The sequence below is a fragment of the Sphingomonas benefaciens genome (assembly GCF_052907485.1).
In genome coordinates this window covers 286,627-305,552 of the sequence record NZ_JBREIC010000001.1, presented here as the reverse complement: position 1 = coordinate 305,552, position 18,926 = coordinate 286,627, and the positions used below count along the sequence as shown (strand labels likewise).

19 protein-coding genes are annotated in these 18,926 nt (G+C 70.3%); 7 read left to right on the top strand and 12 right to left on the bottom strand.

The annotated features are described in order from the left end of the window. Positions 1–17: 17 nt before the first annotated feature. Genes ACU5AX_RS01395 through ACU5AX_RS01380 form a run of 4 tightly spaced genes read right to left on the bottom strand, consistent with a single transcriptional unit; the run spans position 18 to position 3,789 of the window. Complete coding sequence (locus ACU5AX_RS01395) at positions 18–965, bottom strand: acetyl-CoA carboxylase carboxyltransferase subunit alpha (protein WP_446689361.1); 948 nt, start codon at positions 963–965, stop codon at positions 18–20. Positions 966–975: 10 nt separating this feature from the next. Beyond that, on the bottom strand, positions 976–1,872 hold the full coding sequence (locus ACU5AX_RS01390) for a tyrosine recombinase (protein WP_446689360.1): 897 nt from the start codon (positions 1,870–1,872) through the stop codon (positions 976–978). Then, positions 1,869–3,671, bottom strand: coding sequence for an RAD23 family protein (locus ACU5AX_RS01385; RefSeq protein WP_446689359.1), 1,803 nt, complete (start codon positions 3,669–3,671; stop codon positions 1,869–1,871). Before ACU5AX_RS01385 ends, ACU5AX_RS01390 begins: the two co-directional genes overlap by 4 nt. Next, positions 3,655–3,789: a hypothetical protein gene (locus ACU5AX_RS01380; RefSeq protein WP_269769645.1), complete on the bottom strand. Its 135-nt coding sequence runs from the start codon at positions 3,787–3,789 to the stop codon at positions 3,655–3,657. Before ACU5AX_RS01380 ends, ACU5AX_RS01385 begins: the two co-directional genes overlap by 17 nt. A gap of 74 nt (positions 3,790–3,863) precedes the next feature. Between ACU5AX_RS01380 and ACU5AX_RS01375 the strand changes: the two genes are divergently transcribed. From ACU5AX_RS01375 to ACU5AX_RS01365, 3 genes are read left to right on the top strand one after another with little or no spacing between them, the layout of a single operon-like run. After that, complete coding sequence (locus ACU5AX_RS01375) at positions 3,864–4,427, top strand: shikimate kinase (RefSeq protein ID WP_198353070.1); 564 nt, start codon at positions 3,864–3,866, stop codon at positions 4,425–4,427. Continuing rightward, entirely contained in the window at positions 4,424–5,527 is a 1,104-nt protein-coding gene (gene aroB, locus ACU5AX_RS01370) for a 3-dehydroquinate synthase (RefSeq protein WP_446689358.1), read from the top strand. The genes ACU5AX_RS01375 and aroB overlap by 4 nt, the downstream gene beginning before the upstream one ends. After that, positions 5,527–5,700 carry a DUF2256 domain-containing protein gene (locus ACU5AX_RS01365; protein WP_198353072.1) on the top strand — a complete coding sequence of 58 codons (174 nt, stop codon included), beginning with the start codon at positions 5,527–5,529 and terminating at the stop codon, positions 5,698–5,700. The genes aroB and ACU5AX_RS01365 overlap by 1 nt, the downstream gene beginning before the upstream one ends. Positions 5,701–5,815: 115 nt before the next feature. On the opposite strand, the gene ACU5AX_RS01360 is transcribed toward ACU5AX_RS01365, so the two are convergent. From ACU5AX_RS01360 to ACU5AX_RS01345, 4 genes are read right to left on the bottom strand one after another with little or no spacing between them, the layout of a single operon-like run. After that, the gene (locus tag ACU5AX_RS01360) at positions 5,816–6,142 is read right to left on the bottom strand and encodes a DUF423 domain-containing protein (protein ID WP_446689357.1); all 327 of its coding nucleotides are present in this window, start codon (positions 6,140–6,142) and stop codon (positions 5,816–5,818) included. Continuing rightward, complete coding sequence (locus tag ACU5AX_RS01355; protein ID WP_446689356.1) at positions 6,142–7,902, bottom strand: cation:proton antiporter domain-containing protein; 1,761 nt, start codon at positions 7,900–7,902, stop codon at positions 6,142–6,144. The genes ACU5AX_RS01360 and ACU5AX_RS01355 overlap by 1 nt, the downstream gene beginning before the upstream one ends. Further along, on the bottom strand, positions 7,895–8,332 hold the full coding sequence (locus ACU5AX_RS01350; RefSeq protein WP_446689355.1) for an iron-sulfur cluster assembly scaffold protein: 438 nt from the start codon (positions 8,330–8,332) through the stop codon (positions 7,895–7,897). Before ACU5AX_RS01350 ends, ACU5AX_RS01355 begins: the two co-directional genes overlap by 8 nt. After that, entirely contained in the window at positions 8,329–8,889 is a 561-nt protein-coding gene (locus ACU5AX_RS01345) for a CvpA family protein (protein ID WP_198353076.1), read from the bottom strand. Before ACU5AX_RS01345 ends, ACU5AX_RS01350 begins: the two co-directional genes overlap by 4 nt. 176 nt (positions 8,890–9,065) lie before the next feature. Here ACU5AX_RS01345 and ACU5AX_RS01340 point away from each other — a divergent pair, with 176 nt between their 5' ends. The 3 genes from ACU5AX_RS01340 to ACU5AX_RS01330 are packed head-to-tail and all read left to right on the top strand — an operon-like array spanning position 9,066 to position 11,577. Beyond that, a complete protein-coding gene (locus tag ACU5AX_RS01340) occupies positions 9,066–10,682 on the top strand; it encodes an NAD(P)/FAD-dependent oxidoreductase (RefSeq protein ID WP_446689354.1) in 1,617 nt (538 codons plus the stop codon). After that, positions 10,679–11,221 (top strand): pseudouridine synthase, encoded by a 543-nt coding sequence (locus ACU5AX_RS01335; RefSeq protein WP_446689353.1) that lies wholly within the window; start codon positions 10,679–10,681, stop codon positions 11,219–11,221. The genes ACU5AX_RS01340 and ACU5AX_RS01335 overlap by 4 nt, the downstream gene beginning before the upstream one ends. Further along, positions 11,206–11,577 (top strand): reverse transcriptase-like protein, encoded by a 372-nt coding sequence (locus tag ACU5AX_RS01330; protein WP_446689352.1) that lies wholly within the window; start codon positions 11,206–11,208, stop codon positions 11,575–11,577. Before ACU5AX_RS01335 ends, ACU5AX_RS01330 begins: the two co-directional genes overlap by 16 nt. Positions 11,578–11,611: 34 nt before the next feature. Here ACU5AX_RS01330 and ACU5AX_RS01325 read toward each other — a convergent pair whose 3' ends face one another. Further along, complete coding sequence (locus ACU5AX_RS01325) at positions 11,612–12,943, bottom strand: ABC1 kinase family protein (RefSeq protein WP_446689351.1); 1,332 nt, start codon at positions 12,941–12,943, stop codon at positions 11,612–11,614. 247 nt (positions 12,944–13,190) lie between these two features. Between ACU5AX_RS01325 and ACU5AX_RS01320 the strand changes: the two genes are divergently transcribed. Beyond that, on the top strand, positions 13,191–15,905 hold the full coding sequence (locus tag ACU5AX_RS01320; RefSeq protein WP_446689350.1) for a bifunctional YncE family protein/alkaline phosphatase family protein: 2,715 nt from the start codon (positions 13,191–13,193) through the stop codon (positions 15,903–15,905). 50 nt (positions 15,906–15,955) lie between these two features. On the opposite strand, the gene dxs is transcribed toward ACU5AX_RS01320, so the two are convergent. From dxs to ACU5AX_RS01305, 3 genes are read right to left on the bottom strand one after another with little or no spacing between them, the layout of a single operon-like run. Beyond that, complete coding sequence (dxs, locus tag ACU5AX_RS01315) at positions 15,956–17,881, bottom strand: 1-deoxy-D-xylulose-5-phosphate synthase (RefSeq protein WP_446689349.1); 1,926 nt, start codon at positions 17,879–17,881, stop codon at positions 15,956–15,958. A 53-nt stretch (positions 17,882–17,934) separates the two neighbouring features. After that, positions 17,935–18,399, bottom strand: a complete 465-nt coding sequence (locus ACU5AX_RS01310) for a Fur family transcriptional regulator (RefSeq protein WP_446689348.1) — start codon at positions 18,397–18,399, stop codon at positions 17,935–17,937. 51 nt (positions 18,400–18,450) lie between these two features. Beyond that, positions 18,451–18,834: a MerC domain-containing protein gene (locus ACU5AX_RS01305; protein ID WP_198353083.1), complete on the bottom strand. Its 384-nt coding sequence runs from the start codon at positions 18,832–18,834 to the stop codon at positions 18,451–18,453. Between the last annotated feature and the right edge of the window lie 92 nt (positions 18,835–18,926).

Sequence of the window (18,926 nt, the reverse complement as noted above, 5' to 3'; positions counted from 1 at the left end):
CGCGTCCGACGGCGGCGTTACAGCCGGCCGATGGCCAGGAACTTGCGGCGACGATCCGCCCGCAGGGTCGCCGCATCCATGCCGGCAAGACCCTGTAGCGCTTGGTCCAACGCATCGCCCAGGGCCGCGATCGCTGCCGCATGATCGCGATGCGCGCCGCCGACCGGCTCGGGCACGATCGTGTCGACGATGCCGAAGCCACGCAGATCCTGCGCGGTGATCTTCATCGCCTCCGCCGCATCCGGTGCCTTGTCCGACGTCCGCCACAGGATCGCGGCGCAGCCTTCCGGGCTGATCACCGAATAAACGGCATGTTCGAACATCAGCACACGATTGCCGGCGGCCAGCGCCACCGCACCGCCCGAGCCACCCTCGCCGACGATCGCCGCGATCACCGGTACGCCGGCATTGAGGCACGCCTCGGTAGAACGGGCGATCGCCTCCGCCTGACCGCGCTCCTCCGCCTGGACGCCGGGAAACGCGCCAGCGGTATCGACTAAGGTTACGACCGGCAGACCGAAGCGCGCCGCCAGTTCGACCAGGCGGATCGCCTTGCGATAGCCCTCCGGCTTGGCGGAGCCGAAATTGTGTTTGAGTCGGCTGGTAATGTCCCAGCCCTTCTCGTGGCCGATCACCATCACCCGGCGACCGCGGAACGTGGCGAAGCCACCCATGATCGCCTGGTCGTCGGCGAAGGCGCGGTCGCCCGCCAGCGGCACGAATTCGTCGAACAGGCCGGCAACGTAGTCGCGGAAATGCGGGCGTTCCGGATGGCGCGCGACCTGCGTCTTCTGCCACGGCGTCAGCTTCGCGAAGGTATCGCGCAACAGCTTGTCGGATTTGGCCTGCAACCGCGCGACGTCGGCGGCGATATCGACGTTGCCGTCGGCCGCGGTCTCGCGCAGATCGTCGATCTGGCCCTGCAGCTGGGCGATCGGTTTTTCGAAATCGAGGAAGCTCGGCATCGGCAGGCGGTTAAGCCCGCGCCGGGCTCGCGTCAACGAGCGGGTGGCGGGTGTTGACCAGCTCGACCAGCCGGCCGGTGTCGACATGGGTGTAGATTTCAGTGGTCGCGATGTCGGCATGGCCGAGCATCGCCTGCAACGCGCGCAGATCCGCGCCGCCCGCCAGCAGATGCGTGGCGAAGGCATGGCGGAGGACGTGTGGGCTGACCCGGTCGGGTGGGATACCGGCGTCGGCGGCGAGCGCCTTGATCAACTGATAGAGGCGAATCCGCGACATATGTGCGCGACCCGACGGAAACAGCCAGGGGCGATCCGTCGCGACATGCGCACGCCAGGTAGCGACCGCGGCGCGGGCGCGATCGGAGATCGGCACCAGCCGTTCGCGACCGCCCTTCCCCTTCAGGATCAGGAACGGCCGGTCGGGATGGACGGAATTGCGCGGCAGCGACACCAACTCGCTCGCCCGCAGCCCCGACCCGTAGAGCAGTTCGACCAAGGCGGCGAGCCGCAGGTCGCCGGGTAGCGGCCGTTCGGCTGCGATTCGTTCACCGATCACCGCGAACAGCCGGTCGACATCGGCATGGCTCAGCACCTTGGGCAGCGGCCGTGCCGTGCCCCGGCGCGGCAGCGCCGCGGTGGGATCGCCGGCGATATGCCCCTCGTCGACCAGAAAGGCGAAGAAGCGTCGCAACGCTGCTGCCTTGCGCGCCACCGTCGCCCGCGCCAGACCGCTCCATTCGGCAGTAAGCCGTTGCAGCGCGGCCTCGTCGGCATCGGTCAGCGCGCCGTTCAGCGCCTGCGAAGCGAGACAAAGATCGCTGCGATAGGCGGCGATCGTGTTGGCGGCGGCGCCCGCCTCCGCCGCGAGCATCTCGAGGAACCGGTCGATCAGCGCCCGGTCGCTCACACCCGCGCCAGCGCCTCCGCCGCGATCATCCGCGCCTCGCCATCGAGGCCGACCGCCCGCAAGGCACCGACGATCCGGTAGAGCATGGCCGGGGGAACGCCCCGCCAGTGCGGCGTCTGCATGCCGATCGCCGCGAGCAGCACGACGCCGCCCCGGTCGCCATCCGCCGCGGCGCGGTCGATCGCGCGCGTCCACGACGTCTCCGCCCCGATCCGCACGTCGAGCGCCTGCGCCGCCCGCTCGACATCCTCGGACGACAGGCGGCCGAGCCCAGCCAGGCCCGCAAAGAACAGACGCTGCTTCAGCGCTGCGTCACCGCTGCCGGCGTAACGCGACAGCACGCCATAGCCGACGCGCGCGTCGGTGTCGGGGTCGGCGAGCGTGATCATCGCCCATCCGTCGCCGCCCTCGGGCACCGCCGCTCGCCAGCGGGCCGCGCCGCGGTCCAGCCCCGCGGTCAACAGCGACGCGACGATCCGGTCGGCATCGGCAACGCCAAGCCGCACCGGCTGGCGCGCGGCCGCCCGCGCGGTCAGCACGAGCCGCGCGTAAGACGGCGTCTGCCCGCCCCACAGCTGACGCAAGGCGCCGAGCCGGGCATCGGCGCTGGCCCCGACATAGGCCGTCCGCAGGTCGCTGGCGGCGGCGCTGGCGGTGCCGGGCATGTCGTCGGCGGCATCGACCGCGCCATAGAGGTCGACCAAGGCCGCATTCGACAGCACGCCCTGGGCAGCGGCAGCCTCGGCAGGCGCTATCCGGTCGGCGAGGCCGATGCCGGGCGCCAGCGCATACCAGGAGCGGACTTGCGGTCCGACGCTGCCGAACAGGGTGTCGGGGATCGTCACGCCGGTCGCGGCGGCGAGGCCGAACCGCCAGTCGTCGAGCCGGTCGACCCCGGCCCATTCGATCGTCACCGCCTGGCCGCCGCCGGGCGCGGCGCCGACGACCTTCTGCGTCAATTGCAAATCGATGCCGGTGGCGACGTTACGGCGGCGGGCGGCGGTGAGCAGCGACTTGGCCTGCGCCGCCTCTCCGCGCAGGCCGGCGCATATCGCCTGGGCGAGCGTCCAGCCCCGCGCCGGGGCGAGCCGTGCGCCACCATCGGCGATCGGGCACAGGCCGGCGGGGTCGCCCGTCGCCAGTGCGGCGCTCATCGCGACCTGATAGAGCTTGGGCGTGTAATTGCCGGTGTCGACGGACTGGACCACAGCGCGCGCCGCGGTCGATTCGCCCATGCGCAGCAGCAACCAGGCGCGTTCCGCCGCGAAATCGGCGCCGTCGACCCGTGCCGGCGTGGAAAGCTGCGCGGCGAGCGTGCGACGTAGCAGGATCGACATCCAGCGCGACGGCAAAGGCGCGGCGATGCGGCGCATCAGCCCCTCGGCGAAACGGCCATCGGTCTTGTCGAATGTGTCGGCGCCGAGCGCGCCCTCGCGCGGGCCGGCGGGACCGACCATGTCGAGCGAGCGGCGGGCATAAGCCGGCATCTCATATTGCGCGAGCGTGCGCGGATCGATCGTCGGCGTCGCGCTGGGGGTCGCGCTCGGCGTCGGCGTCGGGCTGAGGCCGGGCAGCGGCTGTATCGTCGCGACGCCGGTCGGGCCCGGTAGCGGTACGCCGGCCGGCGCGGCCTGGGTCGCGCGCGGCGTCGGGCTCGGCTGCGCGGCAGGTTCGCCGAAGCCGGGCGGCAGGATCGATTCGGGCCGGTCCTGGCCGATCGCCGGACCAAAGGCGGCAATGCCGGTCGCCGCCAGCGCGATCGCGGCGGCGCCGACGCGCGCCCTAGCTGAGATTGGCAAGCGTGACGGCCTTCTCGACATGGGTCTGCGGCCGCTCCGACGCGCGGCCGGCGAGGAAGAACAGGCCACCGACGATGACGACGAGGAGCACGACGGCGGTGATCGCGAGGCGGGACATAGCGTACCTTAAGTCACGTAAACACGGAGCAGAGCTTTTGCCCCGTCCTGCGCCGCTGTATAGCGCGGCGGACCATGTTGCAAAGCGCTCTTCCCCACGACGCCGGATCGGCCGGTGCCGCCACCCGACCGATCGTGCTCGTCGGGCTGATGGGGGTCGGCAAGTCGACCGTCGGCCGCCGCCTTGCCGCACGCCTGTCGCTGCCGTTCGTCGACGCCGACCATGCGATCGAGGAGGCGGCGGGCATGACCGTCGCGGAGATCTTCGAACGCTTCGGCGAACCCTATTTCCGCGACGGCGAGCGACGCGTCATCGCCCGGCTGATGGACGGCCGGCCGAAGGTGATCGCGACCGGCGGCGGCGCCTTCATCAACCCGGAGACGCGCGCGCTGATCCTCAGCGAATCCACGGCGATCTGGCTGAACGCCGATCCGACCGTGCTCGCCGAGCGCGTCCGCCGCCGCGACACCCGCCCGCTGCTGCGCAATCGCGATCCGCACCAGGTGCTGAGCGAGCTCGCCGCCGTCCGCAACCCCATCTATGCCGAGGCGCATATCCACATCACCAGTCACAAGGCTCCGCACGAGGCGACCGTCGCCGCCATCCTCAAGGCGCTGCGCCCGGCGGGCCGCCGGTGAGCCGCACCGTCACCGTCGCGCTCGGCGACCGCAGCTATCCGATCCTGATCGAAGCCGGCGTACTCGCCCGCGCCGCCACGCATCTCGCACCGTTGGCGCGGGGGCGGCGGATGGCGATCGTCACCGACGAGCATGTGCGCGGGCATCTCGCCACCTTGCAGGCGTCGCTGGACGCGGCCGGGATCGCGAGCGAGGCGATCGTCCTGCCGCCCGGCGAGAAGACCAAGAGCTGGGCGCAGCTGGAATCGCTGTGCGACCGGCTGCTCGACCTCGGCATCGAGCGCGGCGATCACGTCGTCGCGCTGGGTGGTGGAGTGATCGGCGATCTGGTCGGCTTCGCCTGCGCGATCCTGAAGCGCGGATGCGGCTTCGTGCAGGTGCCGACGACCTTGCTCGCGCAGGTCGACAGCTCGGTCGGCGGCAAGACCGCGATCAACACGCGGGCGGGCAAGAACCTCATCGGCGCCTTCCACCAGCCGTCGCTGGTGCTGATCGATCCCGACGTGCTCGACACCCTCCCCGCGCGGGAAATGCGGGCGGGCTATGCCGAGGTGGTCAAATACGGGCTGATCGACGATCCGGACTTTTTCGCCTGGTGCGAATCGCACGGCGCGGCGCTGCTCGCCGGCGACGCCGCGGCGCGCGAATATGCCATCGGCCATGCCGTCGCGGCCAAGGCGCGGATCGTCGCCGCGGACGAGCATGAGACCAACGGCATCCGCGCGCTGCTCAACCTCGGCCATACCTTCGGCCATGCGCTGGAGGCGGAGACCGGCTATTCGCAGGCGCTGCTGCATGGCGAGGGCGTCGCGGCGGGCTGCGCCCTCGCCTTTGCCTTTTCCGCGGCGCAGGGCCTGTGCAGCGCGACCGACGCCGATCGGGTCGCCGGCCATTTCCGGGCGGTGGGCCTGCCCGACGGGCTCGCCGCGGCGGGGATCCCGGCGGCCGGCGCAACGTTGGTCGCGCATATGCGACACGACAAGAAAATGGCGGCAGGCACCCTGCCCTTCCTGCTCGCCCGCGGGATCGGCCAGACCTATCTCGACAAGACGGTCGACCTCGCCGCGGTCGAGCGCTTCCTCGACGCCCAAACCCGCTGATGCCCAACGGCGTCGCCAAGCGGGACCTGCCGACCAAAGTCTGCCCAGCGTGTGGGCGGCCGTTCAGCTGGCGCAAGAAGTGGGCGCGCGACTGGGACAGCGTGATCTACTGCTCGGACAAGTGCCGGAAGTCGCGCGGCAAAACCGCGAGTCTTGACAGAATTGACGCCTGACCGTGCAATGTCCGCTGCTTCGACAGTGAGATGCGGCATGCCGTCAGCTTTATGGACGATCAGAAAGAGCGTGTGCCGACCGGTCTAGCGAACGGCGCCCTTGTAGGACAGCGGTTTAGGCACCGCGCAGCTGCCATGCCAGCCACAGCCAGCCGCCGATCAGCAGCGCGCCGCCGATCGGTGTGACCGCGCCGAGCCAGCGCGGGGCGCCGAGCGCCATCAGGTACAGCGTGCCGGCAAAGATCGCCCCGCCGGCGACGAACAGCCATGCCGGCCCGCGCGCCGCCATCCGCAGCGCGACCAGCGCCGCGACCGCGTGAATTAGCTGGTAATGGCCGCCGGTCTTCAGCCATTCCTGAGCCGCGCCGGTCGCGCCATGCGCACCGAACGCCCCGGCGGCGACCGCCAGCGCACCCGACAAAGCAGCGAGCAAGCCGAGCATCAGCGGTCGTTCCCCCAAGGCTGCTGCTCCGCGACCAGCGCGCGGGCGGCACGGATGTCGCCAGCCTCGATCTGGATGCGCAGCCGCTCCTTGTCGCGCGACCGATACATCTGCTCGGCGCGGTTGATGTCGGTTTCCGAGACGCCGAGCCCGTCGAGCGCCAGCCGCGCCATCTTGACCGCGGACTCCAGCACCTCGCGGACGACGTATTTGGCCGGCCCCTGCTTCAGCTTGACCAAAGCGCGGCGATCATAGGCGCGGACGTAGATCTCCGCGTTCGGGAAGGCTTCGTGCACCGCTTCCAGCGTATCGGGCTGAATCTGATCGCCGTCGATGCAGAACAGGATCAGTTCCGCCTCCGCCGCGCCCGCCTGGCGCAGCAGGTCGAGCCGGGTACCGTCGCCGTAATAGACCTTGGCGCCGAACTCGCCGGCGATGTCGATCATCTCGATGTCGGTGTCGATCAGCGTCACCGGAATGTCGCTGGCGAGCAGCATCTGGCCGACCGTCTGGCCGAACCGCCCGTAGCCGACGATGATCGCGTTGGCGCCGTCCGCCTTGGGCCCGTCGCGCTCCTGATCCTTGGCGATCGGCTCCTCGCGGAAGCGCTTGGTGATGCCCATCAGGAACGGCGTGGTCGCCATCGACAGGGTGACGATCGCGCCGAACAGGCTGGCCGCATCGGGGGCGATCAGCAGCCCGGCCTGCGCCTGGGCGAAAAGCACAAAGCCGAACTCGCCGCCCTGGCTGAGCAGCAGGCCGAGCGCCAGCGCGCTCCGCCAGGTCATGCGGAAGGCCAGACCGATCAGGAAGATGACGAACGTCTTGGTGGCGATCAGGGCGAGCGCCATGGTGATCACGAAGGCCGGCCGGTCGGCGATCGCGGGCAGATTGAGCATCATGCCGACGGCAAGGAAGAACAGGCCGAGCAGGATCGACCGGAACGGATCGACGTCCGCCTCCAACTCGTGCCGGTAGGGGCTGTCGGCGAGCATCACGCCGGCAATGAACGCGCCGAGCGCGGTCGACAGGCCGAGCGCCTCCATCACCGCGGCGCTGGCGATGACGGTGAACAGCGCGGCGAAGACGAACATCTCGCGCTCGCCGAGATTGCCGATCAGGCGGAACAGCGGGCGGAGCAGGAAACGGCCAGCGAGGATCAGGCCGATCACCGCGCCGACGGTGTAGATGGCGAGCAGCCAGCCCGGCGGGGCATGGGCGTCGGCGGGATTGCGGCTCATCGCCGCGACGATCGTGATCAGCGGCACGATCGACAGGTCCTGGAACAGCAGGATCGAGAAGGCCCGTTCGCCGAAGGGCGTGCGCAGCCGCCCGGCGGATTGCAGCATCGGCAGCACCTGCGCCGTCGACGACAGCGCCAGCGGCAGGCCGAGCGCGAGCGCGGCGGGCCCCGAGAAACGGGCGAGGAAGACGATGCCGGTGATGGCGAGGCCGCAGGCGACGACCTGGAGCAGGCCGACGCCGAAGATCTCCTGCTTCATCCGCCACAGGCGGCTGGGATTCAGTTCCAGCCCGACGACGAACAGCAGCAGCGTGATGCCGAGTTCGGCGACGCCGATCTTCGATTCCGCGTCGCCGACCAGGCCGAGGACATGCGGGCCGACGACCGCGCCGGCGACGAGGAAGCCCAGCGTCGCGCCGAGGCCGACGCGCCGGAACAGCAGGACGAAGGCGAGGCCGGCGCCGAGCAGCACCATGCCGTCGCGGAGCAGCGAGACGGTTCCGCCCGCGTCATGCATGGGCATGCGCCTCGCGCGCCGCCGCCGCCGCTTCGGCCGCCGCCTCGAACGCCAGGCGGATCGACGGATGACGGGCGGTATAGTCGAGCGCGGGGGTGAAGACCTCGAGGCCGGGCCAATCCGGCCGTTCCGCCTCGCGCGCCAGCCAGCCGGTCAGCCCGTCGCGCGCCGCGGCGAGCTCCTCCGGCGTGCGGCCGAGGATGTTGGCGGCGAGCAGCGAGGCCGATGCCTGGCCGAGCGCACAGGCGCGGACCAGCAGACCGACCTCGCTGACCCGGCCGGCGTCGTCGACGCCGACGTCGACGGTCACGCGGCTGCCGCAGATCGGCGAGCGTTTCTCGGCGGTGGCCATGGCGTGTTCGAGCCGCTTGTGGTGCGGGATCGAGGCGGCGAGGCGGAGGATGTCCGCATTGTAGAGGGGGGCGTTCACGGGGCGTCACTCGCTGACGGAGAAGGATCGGGCGTCCGGGCGCCGAAGACGGGCAGGCCGCGGCGGCGACGGTCGACGAAATCGGCGATGCCGGCGCTGGTTGCGTTGAGCAGTGGATAGCTGCGCGATTGCGTCATCCATTCGGGACGGTGACTGGCGCCGCCCCGCGCCGTGTCGACGACCAGAGCGGCGAGCAGGAAGCCGAGGCTGGCGAGGATCAATCCCTTGAGCGCGCCGAAGCCGAAGCCGAGCGCCCGGTCGACGGGGCCGAGGATCGAGGTGCGGGTGCGCTTGCCGATCGCCGTGGCGACGAGCCGGCCGACGACATAGGTGCCGCCGGCGATGATCGCGAAGGCGGCGACCGCCGCGCCCGATGGCGTGCCGATCGTCCTCGCCAGCGTGGCGGCGAGCGCGATGTGGAACAGCTTGAGCATCGCGACGATCGCGACCCAGGCGAACAGCGACAGCACTTCGGTGACGAACCCGCGCAGGCCGCCGAGCACCGCAGCGCCGAGGACGAGGACGAGAACGATGATGTCGAGTGCGGTGAGCCCCATGATCGTATCGATAGGGATGCGCAGGCGCGGCGGCTAGGGGGGAAGCGACGGCATCGCCCCGCCCTCCCTCCCCCGGCGGCGCATCGGCCGGCGCCCGCATAGCGACCGTTGCAGCACCAGCGTTCGGCGATGCAAGGCGATTGGCGGCGATCGCGGCGGCGGTGTATGGCGCCGCCATGATCCGTGTCACTGAATTGAAACTGCCGCTCCATCATGCCGAGGATGACCTGCCCGCCGCGATCCTCGCGCGGCTCGACCTGCAGCCCGCCGAGCTGATCGACTTCGCCGTCGCGCGGCGCGGCCATGACGCCCGCGCGCGCGGCCGCATCGCGCTGGTCTATGCGGTCGACGTGACGGTGCGTGACGAGGCGGTGGTGCTCGCCGCCTTCGCCGCCGATCCGAACGTGCGTCCGACGCCGGACACGTCCTATTATCCGGTCGCCACCGCGCCGAGCGGTGCGCCGCGGCCGGTGGTGATCGGCGCGGGGCCGTGCGGCCTGTTCGCGACGCTGATCCTCGCGCAGATGGGGTTCCGCCCGATCCTGCTCGAACGCGGCAAGGTGGTGCGCGAGCGGACCAAGGACACCTGGAGCCTATGGCGGCGCGGCGTGCTCGACCCGGAATCCAACGTGCAATATGGCGAGGGCGGCGCCGGCACCTTCTCCGACGGCAAATTGTACAGCCGCATCAAGGACCCGCGCCATCTCAACCGCAAGGTGCTGACGGAATTCGTCAAGGCCGGCGCCCCGCCCGAGATCCTGACCGAAGCGCATCCGCATATCGGCACCTTCCGCCTGGTGACGATGGTCGAGAGCATGCGTGCGAGCATCGAGGCGCTGGGCGGCGAATATCGCTTCTCGACGCGGGTCGACGGGATCGACGTCGCGGTCGCGGCGGATGGCGGGCGGCAGCTGCGCGGCCTGCACCTCAGCGACGGCGGCTATCTGGAAACCAGCCACGTCGTCTTCGCGGTCGGCCACAGCGCGCGCGACACCTTCGCGATGCTGCATGCGGCGGGCGTCTTCGTCGAGCCCAAGCCCTTTTCGATCGGCGTCAGGATCGAACATCCGCAAAGCTGGATCGACCGCGCGCGCTTCGGCAGCGAGGCGGGCAACCGCATCCTCGGCGCCGCCGAATATCATATCTCGCACCATTGTTCGAACGGGCGCACGGTATACAGCTTCTGCATGTGCCCCGGCGGCACCGTCGTCGCCGCGACGTCCGAGGAGGGGCGGGTCGCGACCAACGGCATGAGCCAATATTCGCGCAATGAGCGCAACGCCAATTCGGGCTTCGTCGTCGCGATCGACCCGGCGCGCGACTTTCCCGGCGATCCGCTTGCCGGCCTTGCGCTGCAACGCCATTGGGAGGAGCGCGCCTTCGTCGCCGGCGGATCAAACTACAAGGCGCCGGCGCAGCGGTTGGGCGACTTCATGGCCGGCCAGCCGTCGACCGGTCTGGGCGACATCGTGCCTTCCTATCGCCCCGGCGTGACGCCGACCGACCTCGCCTCCTGCCTGCCCGACTATGCGGTGGCGGCGATGCGCGAGGCGATCCCCGTCTTCGGGCGGCAGATCGCCGGCTACGATCATCCCGACGTGGTGATGACCGGCGTCGAGACGCGCACCTCCTCCCCGGTCCGCTTCACCCGCGGCAAGGATTTCCAGAGCCTCAACACCGCCGGGGTGTTTCCCGCCGGCGAGGGCGCGGGCTATGCCGGCGGCATCCTGTCGGCGGCGGTCGACGGCATCAAGGTGGCCGAGGCGGTGGCGCAGAGCATCGTCGCGGCATGACGCGGCTGGTGCTGCTCAACAAACCCTATGGCGTGCTCAGCCAGTTCACCGATGCCAAATCGCCGACCGCGCGGCCGACGCTGTCGGGGCTGGTCGACCTGCCGGGCGTCTATCCGGCGGGACGGCTGGATCGCGACAGCGAGGGGCTGTTGCTGCTGACCGACGACGGCCGCCTGCAGGCGCGGATCGCCGATCCCAGGTTCAAGCTGCCCAAGACGTATCTTGTCCAGGTCGAAGGCGCGGTCGACGAGAGCGCCATGGCCCGGCTGCGGCACGGCGTGACGCTGAACGACGGACCGACCCGCCCCGCGGAGGTCGAGGCGATCGCGCCGCCGGACCTGTGGCGGCGCGACCCGCCGGTGCGCTTCCGCGCGACCATTCCCGATCACTGGCTGCGCCTGACGATCCGCGAAGGCCGCAACCGGCAGGTGCGGCGAATGACGGCCGCGGTCGGTCTGCCGACGCTGCGGCTGGTGCGCTGGTCGATCGGCGACTGGACGCTGGACGGCCTGGCGCCGGGCACATGGCGGCTGGGGTGAAGGTCTTTTTCGACGGCAGCAGCCGGCCGGCCCCCGCCGGCATGGCGATCGCCGTCGTCGTGCGCGGCGTCGCGACGGTGCGGCGCGATCTCGGCATCGGCAGCAGCATGGAGGCGGAATGGCTGGCGCTGATCGCGGCCCTGCAGGCGGCGGTGGCGAGCGGCGCGGCGGACGTCGTGCTGCTCGGCGACGCGGCGGCGGTGATCGCGCAGGCGAACGGCACCGTGCGGTGCCCGCCCTCGTGCGCGCACCATCTGGCGACATTCCGCGCCGCGCCCAAGCCGCCGGGACGATGGCGTCTCCGCTATCTCCGGCGGACGCAGAATCTGGCGGGGATCGCGCTGGAGGCGCGCTAGCGCCGGCCCTTCATCGGCCGGCGCCGCGATATCGTCAGGCGACCGCCGCCGCCGCCAGCCCGCGCACGTCGACCCGCGCCTTCAGCCGCGCCGCCAGCAACGCCGTGCCGCTGACCTTGCGCTGGACGAACAGCGTCTCGACGTGCGGCACGTGCCAGGTGGCCCGGTCGGCGATCATCGCCCGCGCCTCCTCGCGCACCACCGGCACGAAGGCGCGGTCGCCGAAGTCGAACGGGCCCGGCCGGTTGAGCGCGTCGTCGATCGCCGCGATGATCCGGTCGATCGCCGCACGGTGTCCGTCCGCGGCGGCACGGCCGATGAAGCCGGTTTCCACCGCCACGTCGCGGATCAGGTCGCGATCGCGCGCCAGCCCGGCCTCGATCAGCCGCCGATAGGCCCCGGCCGTCTCCGCCGGCACCGCGCGGGTCGCACCGAAGTCGAGCAGCACCAGCGCGCCCGTTTCCGGCTGCCACCGGTAATTGGCGAAATTGGGATCGGTCTGCATCGTGCCGAACGCGAACAGCTCGCGCAGCACCAACGTGATCAGCGCCGTCATCACCGCATCGCGCCGCTCCTGCGGGGCATCCGCCAGCGTTTCGATCGGCCGCCCCTCGACGAAGCGCATCGCCAGCACGCGCTTGGTCGTGAGTGTCGGCTCCAGGTCTGGCACGACATAGCGGGCGTCGCCGGCCAGCCGCTCGCCATAGACGCGCATCTGTTCGCCCTCGCGGACGTAATCCGCTTCCTCGGCCAGCTGGCGCTTCGCCTCGGCGAGCAGCGGCGACAGGTCGAGGCTGGCCGGCAGGACGCCGGAAACGCGGAGCAGCGTCGCGACATTGTCGACGTCGGAGCCGATACTGTCCGCCACCCCGGGATATTGCACCTTGATCGCCAGCACGCGGCCATCGGGCAATGTCGCCCGATGCACCTGGCCGATCGAGGCGGCGGCGATCGGCGTCGCGTCGAAGCGCTGGAAACGCCGCCGCCAGTCCCGCCCCCATTCCTGCGCCAGCACCCGGTCGAGCTGCTGCGGGGGCATGCGATAGCCCTGGTCCCGCAACCGGGCGAGGATCGCCGACAATTCCGCCGGCAACACGTCGCCGGCGTCCATCGAGATCATCTGGCCCAGCTTCATCGCCGCGCCGCGCAGATGCGACAGTCGGTCGGCAACCCGCGCGGCATTGGCCGGCGTCAGGACGAGGTCGCTCATCCGCGGTCGTTCGCCGCTCGCCAGCCGCCTGGCGCCCTCGGCGAGCATCCCGCCCGCGACGCCACCGGCCAGCCGCCCGAAGGCGCCGAGGCGCGCCACCCGGCCGCTCGGTACTGCGCGGTGCCGGGCCGCGGCGCTGTCATCGTCCTGCTGCATCGCGGTACAGCGCAGTTTGTCTCGGCTGGTTCCGTCGCCGCGCCGGCGACATCCGCCGACCGTCGCGTCACATTCCTTCGCGACGGACGATTTAACCTGTCACAAAACCGCGATAGCAAAGCGCATTGCCATCCGGAGGTTTCCGTTGCGCCTGCTCTATGCCGTTGCCGTTCTCGTCGCCGGGCCCGCTGCCGCCGGTCAAGTGCAACCGGAAGCGCAAGGACAAGCCCTGCCGACGGGCCAAGTCTTGACGCCGACGGCTGCACCCGGCGCCCGCTTCGCGCCGCTCGCGGTCGGCTCTGGCTCTGCGACGATGGTCGATGGCGCGGCCGCCATCGCGGTCAGCCCGGATGGGCGCGAGATGCTGGTGCTGACCAGCGGCTTCAACCGCTTCAACGGTGCCGACGGCAAGATCGCCGCCGCCCGGTCGACGCAATATGTCTTCCGCTACCGGATCGACGGTCGCGGCAGCCGGTTGATCCAGACGCTGCAGGTGCCCAACAGCTTCGGCGGCATTGCCTGGACGCCAGACAGGCGGGCCTTCGCCGTCGGCGGCGGCGTCGACGACCGGCTCTATCTGTTCGCGCGCCGCGGCCAGCAATTCGCCGCGGCCGGATCGATCCCACTCGGCCATGCGGCAGGACTGGGCGCGGACGTCAAGCCACAGGCGGCGGGCGTCGCCATCAGCCCCGACGGCCGACGCGCGCTGGTCGCCAATTATTACAACGACTCCGTGACCTTGGTCGATCTGGCGGAGCGGCGCGTGCTGGCGGAACAGGATCTTCGCCCCGGCAAGATCGATCCCCGCCAAAGCGGCGTCGCAGGCGGCGAGAACCCCTTTGCGATCCTCTGGACCGATGCCGGTCGTGCGTGGGTTTCGGCCCCGCGCGATCGTCAACTCGTCGCGCTGGCGATCGACGGGGGCGGCGTGCGGGTGACGGGTCGCGTCTCCACCCTCGGCGAACCGACGGCGTTGCTGGTCGATACGCGCCAGCATCGGCTGTTCGCGACGGAGGACAATGCCGACCGCCTCGCCATCGTCGACCTTGCCAGCGCACGGCTCGCGGCCGAACCCAGGCTGACGCTGCCGGAGGGACTTTCCGCCGTCCCGGTCGGCAAGGGCCTCAATCCGAACGGGCTCGCGCAGCTACCCGACGGACGATTGCTGGTGACGTTGGGCGGGATCAACGCCGTAGCGGTCGTCGCGCCGGCGCCGGGGGGCGGCACGGTGACCGGGCTGATCCCGACCGGCTGGTATCCCAGCGCCGTCGCCACCGGCCCAGCGGGCCGCCGCGTCTTCGTCGTCAATCGCAAGAGCCCGCCCGGCCCCAATCCGCAGGGCTGCGCACCGCGGCTCGCCATCTATCGCGGCCAGCCCGACGCCTGCGGCGCGGCGAACCAATATATCTTCCAGCTCGAAAAGGCCGGGCTGCTCGAACTGCCCATGCCCGGCGACGCCGCCCTCGCCGCGACCACGCTGCAGGTCGCCCGCAACATCGGCCTGCCCGACGCGGCGGCGCGCGCCGCCGCGGACGCGCGCATGGCCGCGATCCGCGCTCGCATCCAGCACGTCGTGTTCATCATCAAGGAGAACCGCACCTACGACCAGGTGCTCGGCGACCTGGAGATCGGCAACGGCGATCCGCACCTCGCCATCCTCGGCCGGGCGCTGTCGCCCAACCATCACCGACTGGCGCGCCAGTTCGTCACGCTCGACAATTTCTACGACTCGGGCGAGCAATCGAGCACCGGCTGGACCTGGTCGACCGCGGCACGCGCGCCGGACCTGCTGGAGAAGACCGCGCCCGTAAACTACGCCAAGCGCGGCCTCGCCTATGAGGCGGAGGAAGCGGATCGCTTCGTCTATACCCAGCAGACCGCGGCCGAACGCCATGCCACCAACCCGAAGCTGTCGACCGACCCGGACCTGATGCCCGGGCCGGCGCTGCTGACCGCGCCTGACCCGGACGACGACGACAAGCCCGGCCAAGGTTTCCTGTGGGATGCGGCGATCCGCGCCGGGCTGTCGGTGCGCAACTACGGTTTCTCCGACGCCTCGATCTACGACACGGGCGAACCCGGGGCGGTGCCGGTGATCCGCGAGCCGTGGACGACGCACCGGCGCATCTACACGCCGGGCGATCGCCTGCTCGCCAGTCGCAGCGACCCGTATTTCCGCGGTTTCGACCAGAAGCTCGCCGACTTCTGGCGGGTGCGCGAATGGCAGCGGGAGTTCGACGCCGCGGATGCGGCCGGTACACTGCCGGCGCTGACGCTGCTGCGGCTCAGCCACGATCATTTCGGCGATTTCGACAGCGCGATCGACGGAGTGAACACGGTCGAAACGCAGATGGCGGACAACGACTATGCGCTGGGCTTGGTCGTCGAGCGGATCGCGCACAGCCGCGCCGCCGGTTCGACCCTGATCTTCGTCATCGAGGACGATGCGCAGAACGGCGCCGATCACGTCGATGCACGGCGCAGCATCGCCTATGTCGTCGGACCCTACGTCCGCCAGCAGGCACTGGTGTCGACGCGCTACACCACGGTCAACGTGCTCCGCACGATCGAGGCGGTGTTGGGGCTGAAGCCGCTCGGCCTCAACGACGGACTGGCGATGCCGATGGCCGATCTGTTCGACCCGGCGCAGGCGGACTGGACCTACCGGGCCGAGGCGGCCGACGTGCTCCATACGACACAGCTGCCGATCCCCGCCGATCGCTTCGCGCCGCGCATCGCGGCGACCGTCGGCTGCCCGGGGCGCAACGCCGACTGGTGGACGGCGGCGATGCGCGGCCAGAACTTCCGCACCGAGGATCATCTCGACACCGCCGCCTTCAACGCGGCGCTGTGGCGCGGCCTCGGCGACGGACCGGAGCCGACGGCGCGCAGCGGCGCCGACCTGCGGCGCGACCGGGCCGCAACGGCCTGGCCGCGGCCGTCGTGCCCGGAGTTACGCTAGGCGGGTGACGGTCGCGCCGTCCCGCTCCTATCGCGGGACGGCACGCCGGCTCAGGCGCGCGCGCCCTCGGGCACGGCGGCGCTGTTATGGCGCAGCGCCTTCAGCACCGTCTCGACGATATGATCGGCGTCCAGGCCCGCCTCGGCATATTGCTTCTCGGGCTTGTCCTGATCCTGGAACACATCGGGCAGGCGCATCGTCCGCAGACGCAGGCCGCCGTCGATCAGGCCGGCGTCGCTCGCCATCGTCAACACGTGCGCGCCGAGGCCACCGACCGCATTTTCCTCGATCGTCACGGCGACCTCGTGCGTGGTGAGCAGGCGGCGGATCAGCGCCTCGTCGAGCGGCTTGGCGAAGCGCAGGTCTGCGACGCTGGTCGACAGTCCCTTGGCTTCCAGCACATCCGCCGCCCTCAACGCCTCGCCGAGGCGGGTGCCGAGCGACAGGATCGCCACCGTCTTGCCCTCGCGGACCAGCCGGCCCTTGCCGATCTCCAGACGCTCCGGCACCTCGGGCAGCGCCACGCCGGTGCCGTTGCCGCGCGGATAGCGGACCGCGATCGGGCCAGTGTCGTGACAGGCGGCGGTATGGGTCATGTGAACCAGCTCCGCCTCGTCCGCCGCGGCCATGACGACGAAATTGGGCAGGGTCGCCAGATAGGTGACGTCGAAGCTGCCGGCATGGGTCGCGCCGTCGGCGCCGACCAGGCCGGCCCGGTCGATCGCGAAGCGCACCGGCAGGTTCTGGATCGCCACATCGTGGACGACCTGATCGTAGGCGCGCTGCAGGAAGGTCGAATAGATCGCGCAGAACGGCCGCATCCCCTGCGCGGCGAGGCCCGCCGCGAAGGTCACCGCATGCTGTTCGGCGATGCCGACGTCGAAGGTGCGGTCGGGAAAGGCCTTGGCGAAACGGTCGACGCCGGTGCCCGACGGCATCGCCGCGGTGATCGCGACGATCGTCGGATCGCGTTCGGCCTCCTTGACCAGCTGGTCACCGAACACATTCTGATAGGCCGGCGGCCCCGGCGGCGCCTTGGCCTGCGCGCCGGTGATCACGTCGAACTTCTGTACGCCGTGATATTTGTCCGCCGCCGCCTCGGCCGGGGCATAGCCCTTGCCCTTCTTGGTGACGACATGGACGAGAATCGGCCCCTCCGGCGCGTCGCGGACATTCTCGAGCACCGGGATAAGATGCTCGAGATTGTGGCCGTCGATCGGCCCGACATAGTAGAAGCCCAGTTCCTCGAACAGCGTGCCGCCCATGGTCAGCCCGCGCGCATATTCGTCGGTCTTGCGCGCCGCCTTGTGCAGCGGCCGCGGCAGGCGCCGGGCGAGCTTGCGCAGCACGTCGCGGACGCCGAGGAACTCGCGGCTCGACACGATCCGCGACAGATAGGCGGACAGGCCGCCGACCGGCGGCGCGATCGACATGTCGTTGTCGTTGAGGATGACGATCAGGCGATTGCCGGCGGCCTCGGCGTTGTTCATCGCCTCATAGGCCATGCCGGCCGACATCGAACCGTCGCCGATCACCGCGATCGCCTTGGCGGGCGAGCCGGTCAGGCGGTTGGCGGTGGCGAAGCCTAGCGCCGCCGAGATCGAGGTCGAGCTGTGCGCCGCGCCGAACGGATCATATTCGCTCTCCGTCCGCTTGGTGAAGCCGGACAGGCCGCCGCCCTGGCGCAACGTGCGGATGCGGTCGCGGCGGCCGGTCAGGATCTTGTGCGGATAGCATTGGTGACCGACGTCCCAGATCAGACGGTCGGTCGGCGTATCGAACACGTAATGGATGGCGACGGTCAGCTCGACCACGCCCAGCCCCGACCCAAGGTGGCCACCGGTGGTACCCACCGCCGAGATCGTCTCCGCGCGCAATTCGTCGGCGAGCTGCCGCAATTGGTCGGGCTTCAGCTGGCGAAGGTCGTCCGGGGTATTGACGGTATCGAGCAGCGGCGTGTCAGGAAGGTCGGCCATCGGACCCGCTTACTCGTAATGGCGGAGAGTGTCGATTGCCGGTCTGATCCCGGTCACGCCGCGCGACGACAGGCGGCGCAGGTGCCGCGCACCTCGATCACCGGGCGAACCGGCGAGAATCCGGCATCTTGCGCCGCGGAGCGGACGCCGCGGGTCAGCGAATCGTCGTCAAGGTGCACGATCTGCCCGCAGGAATCGCACACCAGGAAGATGCAATCGTGGACGCAATCGGGATGGGCGTTGGCGACATAGGCGTTGGCACTCTCCACCTTGCGCGCCAGATTGGCGGCGACGAAGACGTCGAGAATGCGGTAGACGCTGTTCGCCGCGACGCGACGTCCCTGATCGGCCGATACGGCCTCCGCCAGATCATAGGCGCTGGCCGGCTTGTCGAAACCGGCGAGCGCGCCGAACACCGCGGCGCGCATCTGCGTCCACTGTTCGCCGGCGCGTTCCAGCGTCGCACGCGCGACGTCGGCCAATTCTTCGCCTTGAGGTTCGTGATGGGTGTGCGCCATGGCGGCGATTTAGGGATGCGGCCGGGTCGGGGCAAGCTACCCTCGCCCGCCTCAGGCGGTGGCGCGGCGATTGAGATCGTGGCCGAACGCGAGCAGGCCGACGCCGATCACGGTCCACAGCGTCTCGGCACCGCCGCCGTCGTGCGGCAGGCTCATCGCCCCCGCCATGATGCCGAGGCCGAACGCGCCCATCGCAGCGGGCATCCAATAGCCATGCTCGGCGATCCCGCGGCCGAGCGCGATCGCACCGAGCAGAATTGCGAAGACCAGCCCGACTTCGTGGAAGATCGGGTTGAGGAGCAGACCACCCGCCGCCGACAGCATTGCGAGCAGCACCGCACTGGCGACGCAATGCACGACGCAGAGGCCCGATAGCGCGATCGCCATGCGATCCAGTCCAAGCCCCCAGCGGCGCGGATGAAGAATGGTCGTCATCGTGTGCGACCATCTAGGCTTAGTCGCGCCAGGTTACAACATCACATCGAACCCGGTCCCGTGTTTTCTTTGCCAGTTCGTGGTCATGCGGA

Bases quoted from the DNA above. Each gene is read 5' to 3' on its own strand.
- ACU5AX_RS01395 (WP_446689361.1), bottom strand. From the start codon at position 965: ATGCCGAGCTTCCTCGATTTCGAAAAACCGATCGCCCAGCTGCAGGGC.
- ACU5AX_RS01380 (WP_269769645.1), bottom strand. From the start codon at position 3,789: ATGTCCCGCCTCGCGATCACCGCCGTCGTGCTCCTCGTCGTCATCGTC.
- ACU5AX_RS01375 (WP_198353070.1), top strand. From the start codon at position 3,864: ATGTTGCAAAGCGCTCTTCCCCACGACGCCGGATCGGCCGGTGCCGCC.
- ACU5AX_RS01365 (WP_198353072.1), top strand. From the start codon at position 5,527: ATGCCCAACGGCGTCGCCAAGCGGGACCTGCCGACCAAAGTCTGCCCA.
- ACU5AX_RS01360 (WP_446689357.1), bottom strand. From the start codon at position 6,142: ATGCTCGGCTTGCTCGCTGCTTTGTCGGGTGCGCTGGCGGTCGCCGCC.
- ACU5AX_RS01355 (WP_446689356.1), bottom strand. From the start codon at position 7,902: ATGCATGACGCGGGCGGAACCGTCTCGCTGCTCCGCGACGGCATGGTG.
- ACU5AX_RS01345 (WP_198353076.1), bottom strand. From the start codon at position 8,889: ATGGGGCTCACCGCACTCGACATCATCGTTCTCGTCCTCGTCCTCGGC.
- ACU5AX_RS01340 (WP_446689354.1), top strand. From the start codon at position 9,066: ATGATCCGTGTCACTGAATTGAAACTGCCGCTCCATCATGCCGAGGAT.
- ACU5AX_RS01335 (WP_446689353.1), top strand. From the start codon at position 10,679: ATGACGCGGCTGGTGCTGCTCAACAAACCCTATGGCGTGCTCAGCCAG.
- ACU5AX_RS01330 (WP_446689352.1), top strand. From the start codon at position 11,206: ATGGCGGCTGGGGTGAAGGTCTTTTTCGACGGCAGCAGCCGGCCGGCC.
- ACU5AX_RS01325 (WP_446689351.1), bottom strand. From the start codon at position 12,943: ATGCAGCAGGACGATGACAGCGCCGCGGCCCGGCACCGCGCAGTACCG.
- dxs (WP_446689349.1), bottom strand. From the start codon at position 17,881: ATGGCCGACCTTCCTGACACGCCGCTGCTCGATACCGTCAATACCCCG.
- ACU5AX_RS01310 (WP_446689348.1), bottom strand. From the start codon at position 18,399: ATGGCGCACACCCATCACGAACCTCAAGGCGAAGAATTGGCCGACGTC.
- ACU5AX_RS01305 (WP_198353083.1), bottom strand. From the start codon at position 18,834: ATGACGACCATTCTTCATCCGCGCCGCTGGGGGCTTGGACTGGATCGC.